Source organism: Mesorhizobium sp. USDA 4132 (assembly GCF_056279545.1).
This window is the reverse complement of sequence record NZ_JBWCCP010000002.1, coordinates 552,650-574,933: the sequence shown is the minus strand read 5'-3', so window position 1 is coordinate 574,933 and position 22,284 is coordinate 552,650. Positions and strand designations below refer to the sequence as shown.

The window sequence follows — 22,284 nt, the reverse complement described above, 5'->3', positions numbered from 1 at the left end:
AATGACGTTCAGGATTCAGCATGATTAGCGTTTTTCGGAAGGATAGATTGCTCGGATCGGCGAGCCTGATGGCCTATCTGGCGGTAGCTGCGCCGTGCACGTCGAGGGCTGGCGATATCCTGCCGACCAACGGCACTGTCGCCGCCGGCAGCGCGACGATCGGCACCCCGGCAAACGGCGCATTGACGGTCCAGCAACAATCCGGCCGCGCCGTACTCGACTGGGGATCCTTCAGCATCGGGGCCGGAAATTCGGTCCGGTTCGTCCAGCCCGATGCGTCTTCGGCAACGTTGAACCGGGTGACGGGATCAACGACCTCGACGATCGCGGGATCGCTGACGTCGAACGGCAGCGTCTTCCTCATCAACCCGAACGGCATCCAGATCACGCCGACCGGCACCGTCTCGGTCGCGCGCGGTTTCGCCGCCTCGACGCTCGATATCAGCGACGAAGACTTCATGGCCGGCAAGACGTCGTTGCTGGGAACCGGCGCCTCGGCTTCGGTCAGCAATGCCGGGACGATCACCACGGCATCCGGCGGTTTCGTCGCGCTCCTCGGCGGCATGGTCGACAATTCCGGCCTGATTTCCGCGCCGCTCGGCAAGATCGGCCTTGGTTCGGGCGAACAGGCGACGTTCGATTTCACCGGCGACCAATTCCTGCAGGTTGCGGTCCCGACGAATGCCACGGATGCGGACGGCACGCCGCTCATCGGCAATTCCGGCAAGATCAATGCCCGTGGCGGGCAGGTCGTGCTGACTACCGCGACCGCACGCAACGCCGTGCGCGATGCCATCAATATCCCCGGCTCGATTCAGGCCTCGTCGATCTCCGGTCAAAATGGCACGATCGTCCTCAGTGGCGGAGACGGCGGCAATGTCACGGTCTCCGGCCAGCTCAAATCAGCCTCGGGCGGCATTGCAGTCTCGGGCAATAGCGTTGCGCTGACCAATGCGCGCGTCAGCACGGCCTCGAAGAAAAAAGCCGGCGGCACCGTGACGGCCACGGCAGCGACCAGCGTCGACCTCACTGGCGCGACGATCGATGCGTCCGGTACGACCGGCGGCACGGTGCTGATCGGCGGCGGCCCGATGGGTCTGGGCACGTTGGCGCACGCCCAGTCCGTCACGATGGACGCGACTTCGACCATCACGGCGAATGGGATCGGCACCGGCAGCGGTGGCCAGATCGTCCTATGGTCGGACGGCCTGACGCAAGCCCAGGGCATGATGACGGCCGAAGGTGGATCGGTCTCAGGCAATGGCGGCACTATCGAGACGTCGGGAGAGAGCGTGGATTTCACCGGGTTGCGCATCGACACGTCGGCTGCGGCGGGAACCACCGGGCTCTGGCTGACCGACCCATATGATCTGACCATCGGCTCGGGCGACGCGGCGACGATTGCCAGCAACCTTGCAACCACCAACGTTACACTGAAGACGACGGCAAACAGCACGACGGGCCCAGGAATCGCCAACTCGGCCGGCGCCGGCGATATCACGATTGGCTCGGCGATCACGTGGTCGAGCGGCAACACGCTGACCCTCGACGCCTACCACGGCATCGCCATCACCGCTCCGATTACCGTGAGCGGGAACGGTGGCGTGATCCTGACGACGAACGACGGCGGCACGGGCGGATCGCTCGGTTTCGGTCTGGGGTCGAGTGGCTATAGCGGATCGCTCAGCTATACCGGATCGGGCGGCGCGCTGACGATCAACGGCACGAACTATACGCTCGTTCGCTCGATGGCCGATATCGCCTCCATCAATACCTCGGCCTCCACCCTCACCGGCCACTATGCGCTCGCCGATTCCATCGCAGATGCCTCGTCGACCACGAACTGGGTACCGATCGGCACCGACGGCAATGGCAATCTCGTCCTGAATTCCAGCGGCTTCAGCGGTTCTTTCGAAGGCCTCGGCCACACGATCAGCAATCTGACGATCAACAATCCCAACAACCAGTTCGTCGGCCTGTTTGGCTATACCAACAATGCAACGCTGGAAAATCTGGGGCTGACGGGCGGTAGCGTCACCGGTCAGAACTATGTCGGTGGTCTCGTCGGCTTTGCGGCATCGTCGGGTCGCATCGCCAATGTGTTCAGCAGCCAGGCTGTCACGGGCAATTACCGCACAGGCGGCATCGTCGGCAACAGTCAGGCCACGATCACCGGATCCTATTCGACGGGGACGATCACCGGCTACAGCGATTGGACCGGGGGTCTCGTCGGGTTCTCGGAAGGCAACGGATCGATCGACCAGTCCTATTCGACGAGTACCGTGAATGGCGCGAATTACGCTGGTGGCCTCGTCGGCGCGAACTGGGGCCAGTTCACCACCAACAGCTACGCGACCGGGGCAGTCACCGGCGGCTTTCGGCTCGGTGGATTGGTCGCCGACAATCGGTCAACGCTCTCGAACGTCTATGCCACTGGCTCGGTCTACAGCAGCGGCAGCGATGAAATCGGCGGATTGGTCGGCCATAATTATTCGAACATCAGCAACGCATATGCGACGGGCGCGGTCACCGGCAACAGCAATGTCGGCGGCCTCATCGGCATCAACGAAGGCACGGTCAACACGGCCCATGCGACAGGACTGGTGACGGGCCGTTACAACTATATCGGCGCTCTGATCGGCGTAAACTACAACGCCGCGAACACGGTCTATGCGACCGGCAATGTCAGCGGCATGAACTTTGTCGGCGGCATCGCCGGCTATTCCAACGGCGCCATCTCCTCGGCCTATGCCACGGGCACGGTCAGCTACTCGTCTGCATTCGGCAATGGCGGCGATCAGTTCGGTGGCCTCGTCGGTCGCTTGGAAGGTAACGGTTCGCTCACCAACAGCTATTATACCGGCACGTCGGTCGCAGGCCTCACCAATGTCGGCGGCCTCGCCGGCTATATGATCCCCGGCGCAACGATCACCAATTCGCATTACGATATTGATCAGACGGCGATCAACGGCGCCAGCATGGTCACCGCCGGCGGCCTCTACGACGCGCAGTTCCAGAGCTGGCTGCCCAGCAAAACATTGACGGCATCGACCTATTTCGGCGCGGCCGACGCAAACGGCTATTATTCACTGTCGACGATCCAGAGCCTCAAGGATTTTCTGGGCTTCGCCGAGGATTCCACGCTGAAGTGGAAGCTCGTGAACGATATCAGCCTCGCCTCCATGCCGGGCCAGGTGATCCCCTATTTCGCCGGCACGTTCGACGGCGGCAATTTCACGATCAGCGATCTTTCTATCGATCAGCTGAACAGCGATCTCGGCCTGTTCGGCTATGCGCGCGGCGCGACGATCGCCAATCTGATGGTCACCGGTTCGGTTGAGGGGCTCGACTATGTCGGCGGCGTCATCGGTGCGATGTATAACCCGTCCAGCACCGCAATAGCTGCCTCGAATGTGGCCTCCGGCGTCAACGTCACCAGCCAGCAATATGGCGGCACGCAGACCGGCAGCGGCTTTTACACCGGTGGACTGGCCGGCTATTTCATGGGCTCGGCAACGACAGTAGCGGCGAGCGGGACGATCACCGGCGGACAGCAAAATACCGGCGGCCTCATCGGCTACAGCCTCAACGGAACGATCACCGACGCGAGTGCGACAGGCAGCGTAACGGCCCATGGCGACCAGACCGGCGGCCTCATCGGCCATAGCAGCACGGCTCTCGTCAACACCTGGGCATCCGGAACCGTCACCGAGACCAATGGCAACTGGACCGGCGGCCTCGTCGGCTATTCCGACAATTCCATCACCTCGTCATGGTCGTCGAGCGCGGTCTATGCCGGCGGCTATGCCGGCGGGCTGGTCGGCTGCAATTGCGGCGGCACGATCGACCAGAGCTACGCGATCGGTTCGATCAGCGGCGGCTATCGCATCGGCGGCCTGATCGGGCAGAACTCATCGACGCTGACCAATTCCTATTCCACCGAGACTGTCACCGCGACAGCCGACGAGGTCGGCGGACTGATCGGACATAATTATGCGAGCGTGGCCGGCTCGCACTCAACCGGGACCGTCAGCGGCCAGAACAATGTCGGCGGTTTCGTCGGTTATAACGACGGCACGATTACCACCTCGCACAGCACCGGCAATGTCACGGCGGGCGGCAGCCAGATCGGCGGTTTCGCCGGCGGCAGCAATGGCGCCATGACGACTGTCTATGCGACCGGCGACGTCTCGGCCACAACTGCCGGCAGTTCGCAGGTAGCCGGGTTGATCGGCCATATGGACGGCAGCGCGACGCTGACCGACAGCTATTCCGCGGGTGACGTCACCGGCACATTTTCGCTCGGCGGCATGATCGGGTATCTTACCAACGGCGCGCAGGTCACCAATTCGCACTACGACGAAGGCACGGTCCTGATCAACTCTGCCGCGCTCTGGAGCATCGGCGGCATCAGCGACAGCCAATATACGTCATGGATCAACAATGGCCGCACGCTGTCACCGGCCGCCTATGGGTTCACGCCTGACAGCAATGGCTTCTACAGTATCGCCTCTGTGCAGGACCTGATCAATTTCCAAGGGTTTGCCGAGACGGCCGGCCTCAGCTGGAAGCTGACCAACAATCTCGACCTGACATCGACGCCGGGTCTCTTCACGCCTTATTTCGGCGGCACCTCGTTCGATGGCGGCGGCCATACGATCAGCAATCTTGCGCTCGATCAGTTCTCGGCGAACCTTGGCCTCTTCGGCGTCGTCAACAATGCCAATATCTCCAACCTCACCATCAGCGGCTCTGTCACAGCGTCGGCATGGTCCGGTGGCGTCACGGCTGAAAACTATATTGGCGGCCTAGCCGGCATCTTCTATACGACGAGCGGCAATACGATCAGCAATGTAACCTCCAGCGTCGCGGTCTCCGGCAACTCGCAGATCGGCGGTCTTGCCGGCTGGTCGAATGGCGGGATCACGAACGCGATGGTGTCGGGCGCCGTTACCGGGTTCGGCGATGCGGTCGGCGGCCTCATCGGCAACATGACCGGCGGCTCGATCAGCCAGTCCAGCACATCCGGCACCGTCATCGGCGTCAACTATACCGGCGGCCTCGTCGGTATCGCGCAGAACGACACTATTGACCATAGTTTCGCGACGGGCAATGTGACCGGCAGCAGCCGCGTCGGCGGGCTCGTCGGTCAGAACCAGGGCACGATCACCAACAGTTATTCCTCGGGCGGGACCGTCACCGGCAACAGTGACGGCGTCGGCGGCTTCGTCGGCTGGGATTATGGCTCGATCGGCTCGGGGCAATATTCGACGGCTACCGTCATCAACACCGGCAACTACACTGGCGGTTTCGTCGGGATTGCACAGGGCGGCGCCCTGAACGATGTCTGGGCAACGGGCACCGTCACCGGCAACAGCCGCGTCGGCGGTCTCGTCGGCCAGAACCAGAGCACCATTACCAACAGTCATACGACCGGCGCGACCGTTACCGGCTCCGGCGACGGCGTCGGCGGTTTCGTCGGCTGGGACTATGGCACGATCGGCTCGGGGCAATATTCGACGGCTACCGTCATCAACACCGGCAACTATACCGGTGGCTTCGTCGGCGTCGAACAGGGCAATGGGCTGGCCAATGTCTGGGCGACCGGCAATGTGACCGGCAGCAGCCGCACAGGCGGTCTCGTCGGCTATAGCGACGGGGCGATTTCCAACAGCTATGCGTCCGGCAATGTCACCGGCACGAATGACGGTACAGGCGGCTTCGTCGGGCAGCACAGCAGCAACTCGATCAATAATTCCTATGCGACCGGTACCGTCACCGGCGCCAATTACACGGGCGGATTTGCCGGCCTGCAATACGGCCAGGAAAATCAGAACTACGCCACGGGTGCGGTCACCGGCAATTCGTCAGTCGGCGGCTATGCCGGGCAGAGCCAGGGTACCACCACAAACTCTTATGCGACGGGCGCGGTCTACGGGACGAGCAATCTCGTCGGCGGCTTCGTCGGCTATGAATATTACGCCACGATGACCGGCAACTTCGCGGCTGGCTCGGTCAAAAGCCTGGGCAACGAAGTCGGCGGCTTCGCAGGCCGGATCGAGGGCGGCAACGTGACTTCCGATTTCGCGACGGGCGCAGTGGTCGGCGTCAATCAGGTCGGCGGCTTCGCGGGCTGGTTGCTCAATGAGAACACCACGGCGAATGTCTATGCGATGGGGTCTGTCACCGGCAACGATCAGGTCGGCGGCCTGGCGGGCTACATGCAGAACGCGACGCTGACGAATGCTTTTGCCATTGGCAATGTGACTGCTTCGACCGGCAATGTCGGTGGCCTCGTCGGTAGCGTCGACAACATCAATGACACCGTCACCAACGGCATCTGGAATACCCAGACAACGGGCCAGACCGCAGGCGTCGGCCCATCCAACGGTATCTATAGCGGCTCCTACGCCGGGGTTACCGGCGAGACCACGAGCCAGTTGATCGGCGCGCTTCCGACTGGCTTTGACACCTCCGCCTGGGCCACGGGAACCGGGCTCTATCCGTACCTGACGGCGATTTTCTCGACGCCGGTGCAGTCCATTTCCGGCTACGCCTACACGAGCGCCGGGAACGCCGCTGTCGGCGGTCAGGTCGGTCTCTACAAGTCTGGCGCGTTGCTCGGCTATGGCACGGCCTCGGTCGGCGCCGACGGCTCATATTATCAACTGGTCACCGGTGGCGCCGTGACCACCACGAGCGGGATCGGCACGACCCTGACGCCGTCCGGCGACGCCGCGGTCAGCGCTCGGATCTACAGCGACCAGCGAACATTGACTTCGGGCAATGTCGTATTGCCGAATATCACGTCCGGCGAGGACAGCCTGACGACCTCGGCCGCCAGCCTTTCCGTTCTCGACGCCAATCTCGCGTCGACCTTCGGATCATTGGTCGAAACCGCGATCGAGACGAGCCTCACGGCCGATCCGCTCAGCATCCTGTCGATCGCATCGGGCGGATTCACGATCGATACGGCCCTCAGCCAGACCGGCGGCATTCAGATCCAGGCGGTGGGCGCGATGACGTTCGGCACCGGTGGCTCGCTGTCGTCGGCAGCCAGTGGCGATGCCGTCGTGCTCGCGGTGAACGGAGCCTTCGTCAACAATGCCGGCACCGCGCCGATCTCGACCGCCAACGGCCGCTGGCTGATCTATACGCAGGCGACGGGCTCATCGGGCGCTGCCGCGACCGGCAACGTCTTTACCGGGCTGACCGGCCTCAGCTATTACGGCGATGCCTATAACTTCACGACGGGAGCCTTCGCCGGCACCGCGAACAGCGGCAACCGTTTCGTCTACGGCTATCAACCGACGCTTACCGTCACGGCCGCCACGCAGTCGCTCGTCTATAGTGGACAGACGCAATCCGGCAGCTATTCCGTCGGCGGGTTGCTCAACGGCGATACGCAGGCGCAGGCGCTCGCTGGCACGGCGACCGGGTTGACGACCTCCAGCCGGCACGTCGGCGATTTCGTGCTGACCCCCGGCGGGCTCAACAGCAATGATCTCAACTATCTGATCTCCTATGCGCCGGGCACAGTGTCGATCATACCGGCCTCCTTGACGATCACGGCGGCGAACCAGACCGCCACCTACGGCACGGCGCAGGTGCTCAATACCGCGGCAACAACGGGTTACACCGTCAGCGGACTGCAGAGCGGCGACAGCGTCACGGGCCTGACCGAGACCATCAGCATCGGCGGCACACCGGTCTCATCGTCGGCAACCCATACCGATGCCGGCGCCTATACGATCACCCCCTCGGCCGTGCAGGGCTTCTCGACGTCCGACTACTCAATCACCTATGCAACATCAGGCACCTTTACGATCAACCCGCTCGCGGTCGTCCTGACCGGCAGCCAGAGCTACAACGCATCGACCGCCGTCGACATCGGTAACCTCGGCATTGTCAATCTCATCGCCGGTGACAGCGTGACGGTCGGCGGCGCGGCGACGATGGCGAGCAGCCATGTCGTTGCCGGTGGCACCGAGGCGATCGCGTCGCTCTCCGGCCTGACGCTGTCGAACAGCAATTACACGGTCGTCGGTGGCAGCGGCGAGGTCACCGTGACACCCGTCGCATTGACGATCGCCGCCCAGGACCAGACCACAAACTTTGGCACCGCTCAGGCGCTCGATACGTCGGCATCGACCGGCTACACGGTTAGCGGTTTGCAAGGCAGCGACAGCATTACCGGTCTGACCGAGACCATCAATATCGGTGGCACGCTGCTTACAGCAACGACGGCGACGACCGCCGCCGGGACCTACGCGATTACCCCCTCGGGGGTGAGTGGAATTTCCATGCTGGATTACGTGATCACCTACGCCAGCACCGGCACGTTGACAATCGTCGGGACCTCGACGCCGCCCACGACACCAACCTCGCCGACGACAACGCCCCAGCAGCCGCTGGTTTATTCGGTCGTCATGCCGATCATCGGCAATCCCGTAACGCCCTACCCCTTCATCTTCAACAATCTGCTGTCGACCGGAACGACGACGCAGGGACAGGATGGCACGCCGGCTACCCCCGGCTCCAGCGAGGCGTCGACGTCATGCGTGGCCCAAAACCAGAATGGCATCGCGCCGGGCTCCGGCCCGCTCGCGAGCGTTCGATGCTCGTCGAATTGACGCTGAGCGGAGGATAAGCGGCCCATGCGGCAATCCTCAGGGTTGCCGCGCCAAGATTGCGGGCTCTGTTGCAAAAATCGCGTTGATGTCGGAAAGAGCGACAAAGATATTCAGCGAGACTTTTGATGAACGAGTTCAAATGGCGTCATTTTGAGGGCGAGATTATCCTTTGGGCGGTGCGATGGTATTGCCGCTATGGCGTCAGCTACCGTGATCTCGAGCAAATGATGGGCGAGCTGGGCGTGCCGGTCGATCATTCCACGATTTATCGCTGGGTTCAAAAGTACGCGCCGGAGATCGAAAAGCGGCTGCGCTGGCACTGGCGTCGGCCACAATCAACGAACTGGCGCGTCGATGAAACCTACGTGAAGGTACGCGGCCAATGGACCTATTTGTATAGGGCGGTCGATAAATTCGGCGACACGATCGACTTCTATCTGTCCCCGACCCGCAATGCCAAAGCGGCAAAGCGCTTTCTGGGCAAGGCCCTGAATGGCCTGAAGGACTGGGAGAAGCCAACTGTCATCAACACCGACAAGGCTGCGATCTACAGCGTTGCTATTGCGGAACTGAAGGCCGAAGGCAAATGCCCTGAGGAACTCGTGCACCGGCAGGTCAAATATCTGAATAATGTCGTCGAAGCCGATCATGGCAAGCTCAAGCAACTGATCAAGCCGGTGCGAGGATTCAAGACGTTGAAAACCGCCTATGCGACGATCAAAGGTTTTGAGGTCATGCGCGCCTTACGGAAGGGGCAGGCGGCTATTTTCAACCTGACGGGCGACGTCCGTGGAGAAGCACGCATTGTCGAACGCGCCTTCGGCATTGGACCAAGCGCACTGACGGAAGCGACAGCATTACTCGCTCGACATCTCAAACAGCAGGCTGCCTAAAGGCGGAGACTATCGGTTCCTCCCCAGCCGTCGGTAATATTTGCAACAGAGCCATGCAGACGCAGAAGGTACCCACGCTCGCGGGTACCTTAAATTTTGCACCAGCACCGTTCATCATCATCACCACGGTCACTCCTTCGACAAGCAAATATGTGCGTTCCCCCGATCTGAAAGATCGGGGGAATAAATCAGCCATTCTCAACTGCCTATTCCAGTTCGGTGTCTTCCACCGTGATGCCGGACTGGAATGTCAGAAAGCCGGGAATGTTGGTAAAGCCCTTGACGTTCTTGCGAAGGCCGAAACTCTGGTCGCGCCACATCAGATAAACAAAAGGCGACTGCTCCAGAGCACGGTCGACAAACTGGCCGTAGATCTTCCCACGCTCGGCCGTGTCGAGCGTGACGCGACCCTTGTCCAGGAGATCGTTGATGGCCGGATCGTTGAAGTAGGCCGAGTTGTTAAGCCGGACCAGTTGCTGCCCACCGTAGAAGAAGTTGCTGAGCCAATCGGGGTCGGCGATGTCGCCTGCGGTGCCCGCGACAAGAAAATCATAGTCGCCGGCGTTGTTCTTGGCGATGCGGCCGGACCAGTCCGGAAGATCAAGCTTCGCCTTGATGCCGATCTTGGCGAGCTCCGCCTGCACCGCGATCGCGGTATTGTTATGGAAGCCGTATTGGGCGGTCGACAACAGCCGTGCCTCGAAGCCGTTCGGATAACCCGCCTTCGCCAGCAGTGCCTTCGCCTTGGTAATGTCGTAGCTGAAGTAGTTGGCCTTCTCCTTGGAATAGCCCATGTATCCTTCCGGAACCGCAATTCCGTAAATCGGCGTGCCCCGACCATTGAAGGCCGTGTTGATGACCGTGGCGCGATCGATGGCGTAAGATACGGCCTGCCGCACCTCCGGCTTCGAAAACGGCTCGAATTTGGTGTTGAACTGCAGCATCATGAAAGGGCCGGTCGTGCTTGCCAGCTTCAGATTGGAATCGGCTTCGATCGAGGCGGCGTCCTTCCACGGAACGTAGTCGATGATGTCGACGTCGCTCGATTTCAGCGCATTCACGCGGGTATTTTCGTCGGCATAAAAGACGTAGTGGACGTCATCGAGGTGAGGCCTGCCCTGCTTGTAATATCCGTCGAACTTTTCGACGGTCAATTCGCGACCACGTTCCCAAGTAGAAAACTTGAAAGGCCCGGCGCCAATCGGCGTTGCATTCGGATCCTTGCCATGATCCCTGATCCAGGCGGCGGGCACGATGGCCGATTCCGGAAGCGCCAGGTAGTGGATGAGCGGAACGAATGGCTTGGAAAGCGTCAGCTTGACTGTCTTGGCATCGGGCGTATCGATCGCTTTGATCACACCCAGCTCGTTTCGATAAGTGGCCTTGCTGTCTGCTGCGGTGATGCGCTCGATGGACGCTTTCACATCCTGCGCAGTCACCGGCGACCCGTCGTGAAATTTGGCGTCCCGCAGCTTGAACGTATAGGTCAGTGCGTCTGTGGAGACCTCATAGGACTGCGCAAGTTCCTGCGCCAGCTTTCCGTCAGCGCCATAGTTGACGAGGCCACGGTGAATGGCGAGCCGGATCGTGCGGGCCGGCGTTCCCGCGTTGATGGTGCTGTCGAGCGTGGAAGGCTCACCGGAGAGACCGAAATAGAGAGTACCGCCCTCAGCCGCCAGGGCCTGATGCGCGGAAACGCTGGATGCGAGGGCGAAGATAAGCCCGAGAACTGATTTCTTCATGCTGTACCCCTTTTTTGCTTGTGCTTGTTTATTCGTCTTTTCCATGTCGGCTATTCCTCCCTGAGACGTGGATCGAGAATGTCGCGCAACCGGTCGCCCACCACGTTGATGGCGAGCACTGTCAGCGCGAGAAGAAGGGATGGCCAGATGACATACATCGGGTTCTGGCCGAGATAGCCGCGTGCGGTCCCGATCATCTGGCCCCAGGACGGCTCCGGCGGCACAATGCCTAGGCCAAGGAAGCTCAGGCCCGATTCAAGGAGAATGGCCGCGGCAACCGTCAGCGTCGCCTGGACGACCAGCGGCGACAGGATGTTCGGCAGGATCGCCGTGAAGACGACACGCCCCGTGGAAGCTCCCATGGCATGCTCGGCTTCCATGAACTCCTGGCGTGTCACCTGAAGCGTGGCAGAATGAGCGACACGGGCAAAGTGCGGGATATAGAGCACGCCGATCACAACGGTCAGGCTGAGAACGCCGCTTTCCCAGAACCCGACCGCGAGCAGCGCAAGCAGAATTGGCGGAAAGCTCAACATGATGTCGACGGCGCGCATGATCAGAAAGGACAGCCACGAACGTCCGTAGGCACCGGCAATTCCAAGGAGGCTACCGAACACGGCGGCGATCACCGTGGCGCCAAGCGCTACCATGAGGGTCGGACGGATGCCGATAAGAAGGCGGCTCAGCAGATCGCGGCCGAATTCGTCGGTTCCCAGCCAGTGGCTGGCGGAGCTGCCCTGGTTGACGGCCTGCGGGTTGAGCATGAATGGGTCGTGGGGCGCGAGCCAGCCGCCGAAGATCGCCATCAGAAGGACGATCGCCAATACGGCAAGACTTGCGACGAATGCCGTCTGACTGCGAGCGACGCCAAGGGTGCGGGAGGTCACGCGCGTTTCCTCCTGATGCGCGGGTCGAGCAGGCTATACAGCAGTTCGACCAGCAGATTGATGCAGATGAAAAGCGCAGCAATGGCAAGCATCGCGCCCTGGACCAGCGGATAGTTGCGGGCCGATACCGCGCCGACCAGCAGTGTGCTGAGCCCCGGCCAATTGAACATCGCTTCGACGAGCACCGTGCCGCCCATCAGGTTGCCGAGCTGCAGCCCGATGATGGTGACGATCGGGATTGCCGCATTGCGCAGCACGTGCTGCCAGATGATGCGTCGCTCCGACATGCCCTTCGCCCGCAGCGCCCGCACGAAATCCCGTCCAAGGATTTCCAGCATCGACGAGCGCGTCATGCGTGCGATCGAGGCGGCAAGGCCGAATCCGAGTGCCAGGGCCGGGAGGGTGAGCTTGCGGAAATGCTCAAGCGCGTTCCGTGAGATGTCGGTATAGCTGCTGGCGGGCAACCAACCGAGTTTAAGGCTGAAGAACAGAACCAGCATTGTGCCCAGGATGTAGACAGGCACAGAAATCCCGATCGTGGCGACGGACGTCAGGATCGTATCGCGCAGACTGCCACGTTTGAGGGCAGCGGCGATGCCGAGCGGGACGCCGATCAGCGTCGCGATGATGATCGCCGCGAAGGCCAGTTCCAGCGTGCGCGGCAGGTTGGAAAGCACATATCGCGAAACCGGATAGCCGTTGGCGAGCGACGCCCCGAAATCAAGATGCAGCGCCTTCCACAGCCAGACGAAATACTGAGACATGACCGGCTGATCCAAGCCAAGCTGGCTGCGCATGGAGGCAACGGCTTCCGGCGAGGGATTGCTGTCAGCGCCGAGCAACAGCAGCACCGGATCACCCGGCATGATGTACATGACCGAGAATATCAGTGTGGCGATTACCAGCAGTTGGATAAAGGCCGTCAGCAGCTTTCGTCCAACGAGCAGCAAAGCTCCGGCAACAGAGGCGTTCATGCGACCCCCTTTCCGACACGGTCCGAACCGATGGTCGGCACCGCATCGAGCAGCATCCGGGTATAGGCTTCCTTCGGATTGGCGAAGATTGCCTTCGCCGACCCGTATTCGACGATGCGGCCCTTCTGCATGACGGCGACCGTGTCACTGATATGTTCGACCACGGAAAGGTCGTGGGAAATGAAGAGATAGGTCAGGTCGAACTCCACCTGCAGATCCTTGAGCAGGTTGAGCACCTGCGCCTGTACGGAAACGTCGAGGGCTGAGACAGCCTCATCGCAGATCACGAGCGACGGATTGAGTGCGAGAGCCCGGGCGATGGCAATCCGCTGTCGTTGTCCGCCGGAAAACTCATGTGGATATTTCGCCGCCGCGGCGGCCGGCAGACCGACCGCTTCGAGCAGGCCAGCGACGCGGCGGCGACGCATGGGCGCAGTGCCTTCCCCGAAGATAACCAACGGCGCTTCGACAAGCTCGGCGACGGTCTGGCGCGGATTGAGGGAGCCATAAGGGTTCTGGAAGACCATGGCGATCTCACGCCGGAACGGCCGCATCTCGCCTTCCGAAAGTCTGGCGATATCTCGTCCCTTGAGCAGGATTTCGCCGGCGTCGGGGCGATAGAGCCGCATGACGGCGCGGGAAAGGGTGCTTTTACCGCAACCGGATTCGCCAACCAGCCCAAGTGTCGAGCGCGGTGCAATGCTCAGGCTGACACGGTCCACAGCCCGCATTTCGACCGGCACCGCAAGCGGTGCAGGCTTGATCCAGTAGGACTTGACGAGATCCCTGATCTCGAGCAGCGGCGTAGCGTTCGCGTCCGGTGCCGCCGCGACATTGCTTGAACGGACGCGCGGTTCGGGTCGGACGCTGAAAACGTTGCCAAGCGCGTCACGCTCGATCACTGGCAGGCGGTCATGCTGGCCGCCGGGCGTCGGCATCGAGTCTATCAGCGCCTTGGCATAACTGCTCTTGGGATTATTGAAGAGATCGGCGGTGGTCGCCTCCTCTATTCTGTCCCCGGAATACATGACCACGACCCGGTCCGCGACTTCGTAGATAACGCCAAGGTCATGCGTGATCAGCAGGATGGCTGCCCCCACCTCCTCGTTAAGGCCGCGCAACAGGTCCAGAACCTGTTTCTGCACGGTCACGTCGAGCGCCGTGGTCGGTTCGTCGGCAATGATGATGCGGGGTTTGCAGGCGACCGCCATGGCGATCATGATGCGTTGACATTGGCCGCCGGAAAGCTCGTGCGGATAGGCACGCATGGCGCGCTCGGGATCAGGAATCCTGACCTTCTCAAGAAGTTCTATCGCCTTCTGGCACGCCTGCGCCTTGCCAACCGTTTCGTGAAGCCGGATCGCCTCGATGATCTGGTCGCCGCAGGGGAAGATCGGGTCGAGCGACGCCATCGGATCCTGGAAGATCATCGCAATATGCCTGCCGCGCAGCTTGCGCAGTTCACCGGGTCCGAGTTGAAGCATGTCGATGCCGTCGACCAGAACCTCGCCGCTCGTGACTACCGCATTCGGCGGGAGCAAGCCCATCACCGCAAGCGAGGTGATCGTCTTGCCGCTACCGCTCTCCCCGACCAGACCGAGTATTTCGCCCGGCCCGATGGTGAAGTCGATATTGCGCACCGCGGACTTCAGTCCGTCGCGGGTCTTGAAAGCAATCGAGAGGTTCCTGACTTCCAGCATCGCGCCTCCGATCAAGCCGTGACTTGCGAGTGGATGGGTGCCGGATAACCGAACGCACCCTCGATCCGGCAGATCTCGGCGGCAAACTGCGAGCCCTTTTCCATCGCGGCGTGGATGGCCTGCGGCCCTACATGCTCGCCGCGCTTCCAGCCACGGGCAACCAGCGTCAGCAGCGTCGCGGTGATGAATGCATCGCCAGCGCCAAGCGTATCGACGACATCGGTGGGTACGGGCGCAACGGACACGAAGTCCTTGCCATTATAGGCAACAGCGCCCTCCGGCCCGAGGGTCGCGAGCGCCAGGCCGCAGCCATGCCCGACGACCTCGCGCAGGACTTCCAATGCACGGCCACGCCCGACATCGCCTGCCGACAGGGCGGCGAAATCGAGGTGCGGCGCCACCGGCGCGATCAGGTCCTCCACCTGCCAGCGATAGGAGAAATCATAGGACAGCAGATGGCTGCCATTCTTCAGCGTCGCGAGATGCTGGTTGAGGTGACTGTAGCAACTCGTGTGCACCAGTGCGAATGCGGAGAGGTAGTCGATATCGCCCTGACCCGGCGTGAACGGATTTTCCCGCGCGACGCCACCTCTATTGGAGAACACGAATTCCCGGTTTCCGTCGACGACACGCACATCCGCATGGCCGTTTTCGCCTTCGATAATACGGCTGTGCGTTGCCGGCACGCAAAGCGCTTCAAGCGTGGCCCGAACATGCCGCGCGGCGGGATCCGTACCGAAGGTACCCAGAAATGCCGCATCGGCGCCAAGCATCTTGGCATAGACAGCAAAGTTCAGGGCATTTCCGCCAGGATACATCTTGCCGGTGTTGAGATAGCGGTCGACAACGTTATCGCCGAGCCCGAGCACCTTGAACGTGTTGAAAGACGTGTCGGGCGTGATCATTTTTCGGCCGCCTTCTTTTCATGCGAGACATAGGGCGCGACGGAGAAACCGCCCGCCCGCGGAGGCGATGCCGTGCCGAACCGCGACGAACTCGCGCGAGGCAGAAACAACCATGCGGGTGGGCGCCTGATCATCAGTAGTCGACCTTCCACATGTAGCGGCGCACGGACAGCGGATGCTCGCGCAATACCGACAGCGTGTGGGCGAACCAGTACCAGGTGACGCCGATCACGAAGGGCGACAGCAGCGGTGAGATGTCTTCGTAGCGGCCGGCGTCGAAAGTGATGATCTTGTCGGTAACCCGGCGGGTGAACTTCAGCGCGCGCTGGTCGATCTTGCGGTTCTCGCCATTGTCCATGAGGAAGACATAGGCCATCTCCGGATCGGCAACTTCGAAGGGACCATGGCGAAATTCGCCCGAATGAATGTCGGATGCATCAAGCCATAACATTTCGTTGAAGATGCAGATCGAATACTGGTAATTGAGACCCGAGAGGATACCGCTGGAGAGCACGTAGTAGATGTTCTCGTCTTTGTAACGGCGGGCGAGCTCCATGCCACGCTCGCGCTCGGCATCCTTGATGTCGTGCAGCTTGGCCGGCATCGCTTCGAGGTCACGCAGCAGTTGCGGGCCGACCGGGCTGCGGAGGTGCTTTAGCAGGTAGGCGGCGAACAGATAAGCGATCATCGTCTTCGGCATGCCCGGCAGCTCCTTGCTGTAGGGCAGAAGGTAATCGCAGATCTTTGCCAGACCGCTTTCGTGGCCGGAAGTGAGCGCGACGGTAACCGCGCCGGTAGTCTTGGCCCAGCGGGCGGCAACCACGGTGTCTTCGGTCTCGCCGTTATGTGAGGTGAGAAGCACGACAGCCTTCTCGTTTACAGGCTTCGGGCGGCGCGTTTCGAACTCGGTCGAGTTGATACGCTCGATGCGCAGGTCGCAATACTTGTCGAGGATGTACTTGATCGGTTCGATGTAGGAATTCGAGCCGCCGGCGCCGACCAGATAGACGGTGTTGATTTCACGCGACGAGAAGATGTCCTCCACCAGCTTTTCGGCCAGCGGGTTGCCGTCACGGAAGGTCATCTCCAGGACGCCCTTCAGGTAGTCACCTTCCAGATAATTCGGGTTCGGGGCGGATTTGATCTCTTCGTCGCTTGGCGTCAGGTTTTCGAGAGCCATGATAGTTTTATTCTCCAATCAGTTCAGGACGCGCGACCGAAGCCGCCGCCGCCCGGCGTTTGCAGGAACAGGCTGTCGCCACGGTTCATGAGGATATTGGTGATCGAGATGTCGTATTCGGTGATAGTGCCGTCGGCAGTGCCGAATTTCAGGCGCGCAACCTCGCCCCGTCCGCCGCCGAAGACCCCGTCGGCTGGAGTACGCAGTCCCTCGCAGGAAGCGTTGGCGCGTATGCCATCCGTCATGGCGACGACCTCGCGGACGATGCCCATGCCGCCCGTGGTGTGCCCCTCGCCGCCCGACCCGTCGGCCAGCGCATAACGACGGACCATCAGCGGATATTCGATCTCGAGTGCTTCGGCCGGCAGGTTCGACGTGTTGGTGATGTGAACCTGAATGCCGTTCATGCCATCATGATCGAGGCTTGCGCCGGCACCACCGCCGACCGTTTCGAGATAGACGAAGCTGCCCTCACGGGTCTTGTGTGGCCCGAAGAAGATCATCGTCGCGTTCATGTCGGCGGAAGAAGCGAACACCTTTTCCCGGGGCAGAACGTCGGAGAAGGCCTGGAAGATAGCGCGCACTACCCGCTGGCAACTCGTCGAGCGGATGCCGACGGCGGCGGGAAACTTCGGCCGCACCAGTGTGCCCTCCTCGGCAATGATCGAGACTGGCAACGCCATGCCTTCATTCGGCGGAAGCGACGGGTCCAGAAGCGCCTTGATAGTGTAGTAGCAAGTGGCGTCGAGGGCGGTCTTGGGAATGTTGACCGCGCCTCGCGCCTGACTGTCGGTGCCTGTGAAGTCGAAGGTAATCCCCTCACCTTCCACTTTGATGGCGACCTGGATACGGCAGGGCTCGAAACCGACGCCATCGCCGTCGATGAAGGCTTCGCCTTTGTAGACGCCGTCAGGCATTTCCTTGATGCGCTTGCGCAGCCGGCTTTCCGAATACGCGATCAGGTCCTCGATCGCCTTCTCGACCGTGGCGATGCCGAATTGGTCGGCAAGGGCCACGAGCTTCCGCTGCCCAATTTCGTTGGTGGCTATCTGCACCTTGAGATCGAGGATGCGCTCCAGCGGATCGCGGCTGTTGGTGCTGATGAGTTTGACGATCTGCTCATCGAGCACGCCCTCGCGCGCGATCTTCAGCACGGGAATACGCAGGCCCTCGGCAAAGATGCTGGTCTGGCTCGGATCGCAGGAGCCGGGCACGCCGCCTCCGACGTCGGAATGGTGACCCAGATTGGCGGCGAAGAAACAAAGGCGGCCTTGATAAAAGACCGGCGTGAGGATGGAAATATCCGGCGTGTGCGAGCCGCCCGCCAGATAGGGATCGTTGCAGATGAACGCATCGCCCGGCTTGATGTGCTCGAGCCTGTAGTTCTCGAGTACGGCCGCTACGCCGCCCTGCAGTGACCCCAGATGCACCGGAATGTGCGATGCCTGGACGACGAGGCGTCCTTTACCATCGAACAGGCCAACGGAGCAGTCCTTGCGCTCCTTGATGTTGGTGGAGAAGGACGAACGCACGAGGCTGAGCCCCATCTCGTCTGTGATCGACATGAACCGGTTGGAATAGACCTCCATTTCGATGGCGTCGAACTCGCGCGGTGGTTTGACGTGCTGCTGCATCACACACGGTCCTTCACAAAGCTGAGGATGATGTTGCCATAGGCGTCGATGATGCCGATCTGGTCGGGAAGCACGTAGGCGGTCGAGGTGAGTTCCTCGATAATGGCTGGGCCGGCGAATTTTTCCCCCTGCGGCATCAGCGCACGCTTGTAGACTGGCACAGTTTTCCAGCCGCCTTCGGGGCCGACATACACATCGCGCTCGCCAACCCTGGCATCCGCCATGGTGCCGGAAGCGCTTTCCACCGTCTGCAGCGGTCGCCCGGCGTGGCCGATCGCCTGGACACGCAGGTTGACGATTTCAACCGGATGATTGTCCAGTGCATAACCATAGACGACGCGGTGGGCTTCGGCGAAACGAACCGCGAAATCCTCCGCGCTCGACAAGATGCCTTCGACACGAATTTCGTGGTTCTGGCCCGCATAGCGCGCTTCGGCGATGTGCTGCAATGCGCGCCTGTCGTCGGGGATGGTCTCCGCCTCGAGCCATTTTCTCGCCTGCTTTTCAAGACCTGCGACGGCTGTCGTGATCTCGGTCCAGCCTTCGCCCTGTGCCCGTTTGATCTGAGTGGAGACGAAATCTCGGGTAACGTCGGAAAGGAGAACGCCGCGGGCGCACATGGTGCCGGGCGATTCCGGGATGATGACCGTGTTAAGACCGGTCTCGGCCGCAACCAGCGAGGCATGCAGGGGGCCTGCGCCGCCGAAGGCCATCAGCGCGAACTGCTTGAGGTCGTGACCCTTGTCCATCGACACGGCACGAATGGCGCGCGCCATGTTGGCCACGGCGATGCGGATAATGCCCCAGGCGGTGTCTTCGACGCTGCGATCGATCTTTTCGGCAACCGCGCTGATCGCACTCAGTGCCGCCTCGCGATCGACCGGCATGGCGCCATCAAGTAGCGCAATCGGGTTCAGGCGCTGCAGGACGATGTTGGCGTCGGTGATCGTGGCATCCGTTCCGCCCTTGCCGTAGGCAGCCGGACCCGGAACCGCAGCCGCGCTCTGCGGGCCGACCTTCAGGCCGCCTGCATCGTCAAGCCATGCGATGGAGCCGCCGCCTGCCCCGATGACGCTGACATCGACCATCGCGCAACGGATGGAATAGCCGGCCACGTCGCGGTCGGCCGAATAGGCGGGCTTGCCGCCGGCGATGAGAGCGACGTCGGTAGAGGTGCCGCCCACGTCATAGGTAATGATGTCGGGAAAGGATGCCGCCTTGCCGACGAGCGCTGCACCGACGACACCGGCCGCTGGACCCGACAGGCAGGTCCGCACCGGGTAGTTGCGCGCCGTCTCGGTGGACATCAAGCCGCCATTGGAATGGATGGTATAAGGCTTGGCATCGATGCCGGCCTGGCGCGATCGTTTCATGAAGCGATCGAGATAGCCGTCCATGCGCGGCATCAGATAGGCGTTCATCACCGTGGTGGAGATGCGCTCGTATTCGCGGAACTCCGGCAATACGTCGCTCGACAGGCTGACGAAGACATCCGGCAGATGCTTGCGGACAATCTCGGCTGCGCGCCGCTCGTGAGCGGCATTGCGATACGAATGTAGAAAGCCGATGGCGATGGCTTCGACGCCCTCTGCCCTGAACCGTTTTGCAGCGTCTTCCACGCCGGCTTCATCGAGAGGAACGATGACTTCGCCGTGGGGACCGAGGCGCTCGGCGACTTCCAGGCGCAACGGCCGCACGACCAGCGGATCGGGCTTGCGGACACTCATGTCGAACAGGTCGGGACGGGTCTGGCGACCGATTTCAAGAACGTCCCGAAAGCCTTCGGTGGTGAGGAGGCCAGTCTTGCCGCCGCGACGCTCGATGACCATGTTCGTGGCAACCGTCGTGCCATGACCGAAATGGACGACGTCGGAGGCTCTCAGGCTGCGTCCTTCGAAGCTGGCGATGCCGATCTCGATTGCCTCGGAAGGATCATGCGGTGTCGAGGACACCTTGAAGTGGCGCATGCCGCCCGTTTCGTCGTCGAGTACGGTGAAATCCGTGAAGGTTCCGCCGACATCGATGCCAACCCTGATGTTGCCCATGATGATCTTCGTGCTTGTGCGTCGGCTTCCGCGTCCGCCTGTCCCGTAATGACCAGCAATCTAGAAAGGCATGGCGCATCTTGTAAAATTCAATTATTCGAGCTTTCCATTCAATTTTGGAATACTCTGGAGATATCCATCATGCGCCGGATCAAGTTGCGCCATCTCGACACCTTGGCCGCCTTCATGAAAACAGGCTCCGTCACGGAGGCGGCGCTTGTGCTGCACACGACGCAGCCCAACGCGAGCAAGTCGTTGAAGCAGCTGGAGGATTTTGCCGGCGTCAAACTGTTTGAGCGCAGCGCCGGCCGACTGCGTCCGACGCCCGAGGCGGAGCTGCTTTTTTCGCATGCGACGCTGCTGATGGACGAGCTGATGCTGTTCGAGAACCTGTCTCTCGACCTCACCACCATGTCGCAGGGCTATGTGAATATCGGCATACTTTCGGCGTTCAGCACCGCGCTGATCCCGATGGCTGTCGAGCGTTTCAACAATCTATACCCCGGAATCCAGGTCCAGGTGGACCTTCTCGACTCCGACAAGATCCACACCTATGTCAGTCGCGGAAATTACGATTTCGGCTTGGTGCATCATCCCGAGCATGAGGCCGACCTGATGACGCAGACACTCAAGACCTCTTCGATGGTCTGCATCATGCCGACCGATCACGAGCTTGCGAAACATCGCATCATCCTCGCCAGCGACATCGCCGACCAGCCGTTCGTGACCTATCCGCGCTCGGTTCCGTTTGGCGCGGCGATCTTCCGATCGCTTTCCGACGAAGGCGTACGGCCTTCGAACAGCCTGATCTCGAACCAGAGTCAGCTTATCCGGCGCCTCGTCGAGCGAGGGCGCGGAGTGGCCCTCGTCGATCATTTCTCGGTTTGGGATGCCAATGAGTTCGACCACATCGCCGTGCGCCAGTTCGAGCCCCGCATCCCGGTTTCCGTTGGAATGATCATCCCGAAGCGCCGCCCCCTCTCGCTTGCCGCACAGACGTTCGTTGGGACGTTGAAGGAGGTGTTGGAGCAAGGTCCAGGATAGGGAGTTGTGGTCCTGAGGCGACGTTCTGAGTCAAACGTACAAATTCCCATGCCGCTGAAAAACCCGCGGTGCGAACACAGCAAAAGAAGCATTGATAGCTACCAGCGCGAACGGGCGCCTCGGTCAGGGTCGTTACCGCAACCGGCTCAGGTCCACCGGACGATTGTTGATGATGGCTTCCATGGAGAAGAAACCGGTGACCGTCGCAAGGTCGAAATTGGTGATCAGCTTCTGATAAAATGTATCGTAGCCGGACATGCCTCTGGTCACGACCTTGATCAGATAGTCCCAGTCCCCGCCGATCCGGTAGAAATCGATGACCTCGGGAAGACGCTCGACATGGCTGCGAAAACCGTCGATCCATTCTTTGGAATGATGGCGGGTGCGGATCATCACGAAGACGGTGAGATCCAGCCCCAGCGCGCTGAGGTCGATATCGCTGTGTGAACCGCGGATCATTCCGATCGTCTGGAGCCGCTGAAGCCGCCGCCAGCAAGCGTTTTGCGACAGGCCGACCTTCTCCGCCAGATCACGCTGCGAAAGGCTAGCGTCTTTTTGCAAAACAGTGAGGATTTTCAGATCAAACACATCGATCTTTGCTGTAGATTCGATCATACGACACAACCTGGGGGAAAATTCGCATAAAA

12 protein-coding genes are annotated in these 22,284 nt (G+C 61.2%); 3 read left to right on the top strand and 9 right to left on the bottom strand.

Features of this window, described 5'->3' with window-relative positions; all coding sequences use genetic code 11:
• The first annotated feature begins 20 nt into the window (after positions 1-20).
• Together ACZ9IU_RS25365 and ACZ9IU_RS25360 are read left to right on the top strand one after the other, a co-directional pair.
• Positions 21-8,633: a GLUG motif-containing protein gene (locus ACZ9IU_RS25365; protein WP_080719371.1), complete on the top strand. Its 8,613-nt coding sequence runs from the start codon at positions 21-23 to the stop codon at positions 8,631-8,633.
• A gap of 125 nt (positions 8,634-8,758) precedes the next feature.
• A complete protein-coding gene (locus ACZ9IU_RS25360) occupies positions 8,759-9,526 on the top strand; it encodes an IS6 family transposase (RefSeq protein ID WP_040125287.1) in 768 nt (255 codons plus the stop codon).
• Positions 9,527-9,732: 206 nt separating this feature from the next.
• Here the strand turns inward: ACZ9IU_RS25360 and ACZ9IU_RS25355 are convergent, their stop codons facing one another.
• The 8 genes from ACZ9IU_RS25355 to ACZ9IU_RS25320 all read right to left on the bottom strand — a co-directional run bounded on the left by ACZ9IU_RS25355 (position 9,733) and on the right by ACZ9IU_RS25320 (position 20,593).
• Complete coding sequence (locus tag ACZ9IU_RS25355) at positions 9,733-11,268, bottom strand: ABC transporter substrate-binding protein (protein ID WP_244447580.1); 1,536 nt, start codon at positions 11,266-11,268, stop codon at positions 9,733-9,735.
• 50 nt (positions 11,269-11,318) lie between these two features.
• Positions 11,319-12,155, bottom strand: coding sequence for an ABC transporter permease (locus ACZ9IU_RS25350; RefSeq protein ID WP_040125291.1), 837 nt, complete (start codon positions 12,153-12,155; stop codon positions 11,319-11,321).
• A complete protein-coding gene (locus ACZ9IU_RS25345; protein ID WP_040125293.1) occupies positions 12,152-13,129 on the bottom strand; it encodes an ABC transporter permease in 978 nt (325 codons plus the stop codon). The genes ACZ9IU_RS25350 and ACZ9IU_RS25345 overlap by 4 nt, the downstream gene beginning before the upstream one ends.
• Positions 13,126-14,829, bottom strand: coding sequence for an ABC transporter ATP-binding protein (locus tag ACZ9IU_RS25340; protein WP_040125295.1), 1,704 nt, complete (start codon positions 14,827-14,829; stop codon positions 13,126-13,128). The genes ACZ9IU_RS25345 and ACZ9IU_RS25340 overlap by 4 nt, the downstream gene beginning before the upstream one ends.
• 11 nt (positions 14,830-14,840) lie before the next feature.
• Positions 14,841-15,734, bottom strand: coding sequence for a fructoselysine 6-kinase (locus ACZ9IU_RS25335; RefSeq protein WP_040125296.1), 894 nt, complete (start codon positions 15,732-15,734; stop codon positions 14,841-14,843).
• Positions 15,735-15,867: 133 nt separating this feature from the next.
• The gene (locus ACZ9IU_RS25330; RefSeq protein ID WP_040125298.1) at positions 15,868-16,914 is read right to left on the bottom strand and encodes an SIS domain-containing protein; all 1,047 of its coding nucleotides are present in this window, start codon (positions 16,912-16,914) and stop codon (positions 15,868-15,870) included.
• A gap of 23 nt (positions 16,915-16,937) precedes the next feature.
• Positions 16,938-18,548, bottom strand: a complete 1,611-nt coding sequence (locus ACZ9IU_RS25325) for a hydantoinase B/oxoprolinase family protein (protein WP_040125299.1) — start codon at positions 18,546-18,548, stop codon at positions 16,938-16,940.
• Positions 18,548-20,593: a hydantoinase/oxoprolinase family protein gene (locus ACZ9IU_RS25320; protein WP_040125301.1), complete on the bottom strand. Its 2,046-nt coding sequence runs from the start codon at positions 20,591-20,593 to the stop codon at positions 18,548-18,550. Before ACZ9IU_RS25320 ends, ACZ9IU_RS25325 begins: the two co-directional genes overlap by 1 nt.
• On the opposite strand from ACZ9IU_RS25320, the gene ACZ9IU_RS25315 reads away from it, so the two are divergent.
• Positions 20,507-21,637: a LysR family transcriptional regulator gene (locus ACZ9IU_RS25315; protein WP_162182362.1), complete on the top strand. Its 1,131-nt coding sequence runs from the start codon at positions 20,507-20,509 to the stop codon at positions 21,635-21,637. The two genes, ACZ9IU_RS25320 and ACZ9IU_RS25315, sit on opposite strands and share 87 nt — an antisense overlap.
• 132 nt (positions 21,638-21,769) lie before the next feature.
• On the opposite strand, the gene ACZ9IU_RS25310 is transcribed toward ACZ9IU_RS25315, so the two are convergent.
• Complete coding sequence (locus tag ACZ9IU_RS25310) at positions 21,770-22,252, bottom strand: Lrp/AsnC family transcriptional regulator (protein WP_040125304.1); 483 nt, start codon at positions 22,250-22,252, stop codon at positions 21,770-21,772.
• Positions 22,253-22,284: the final 32 nt, after the last annotated feature.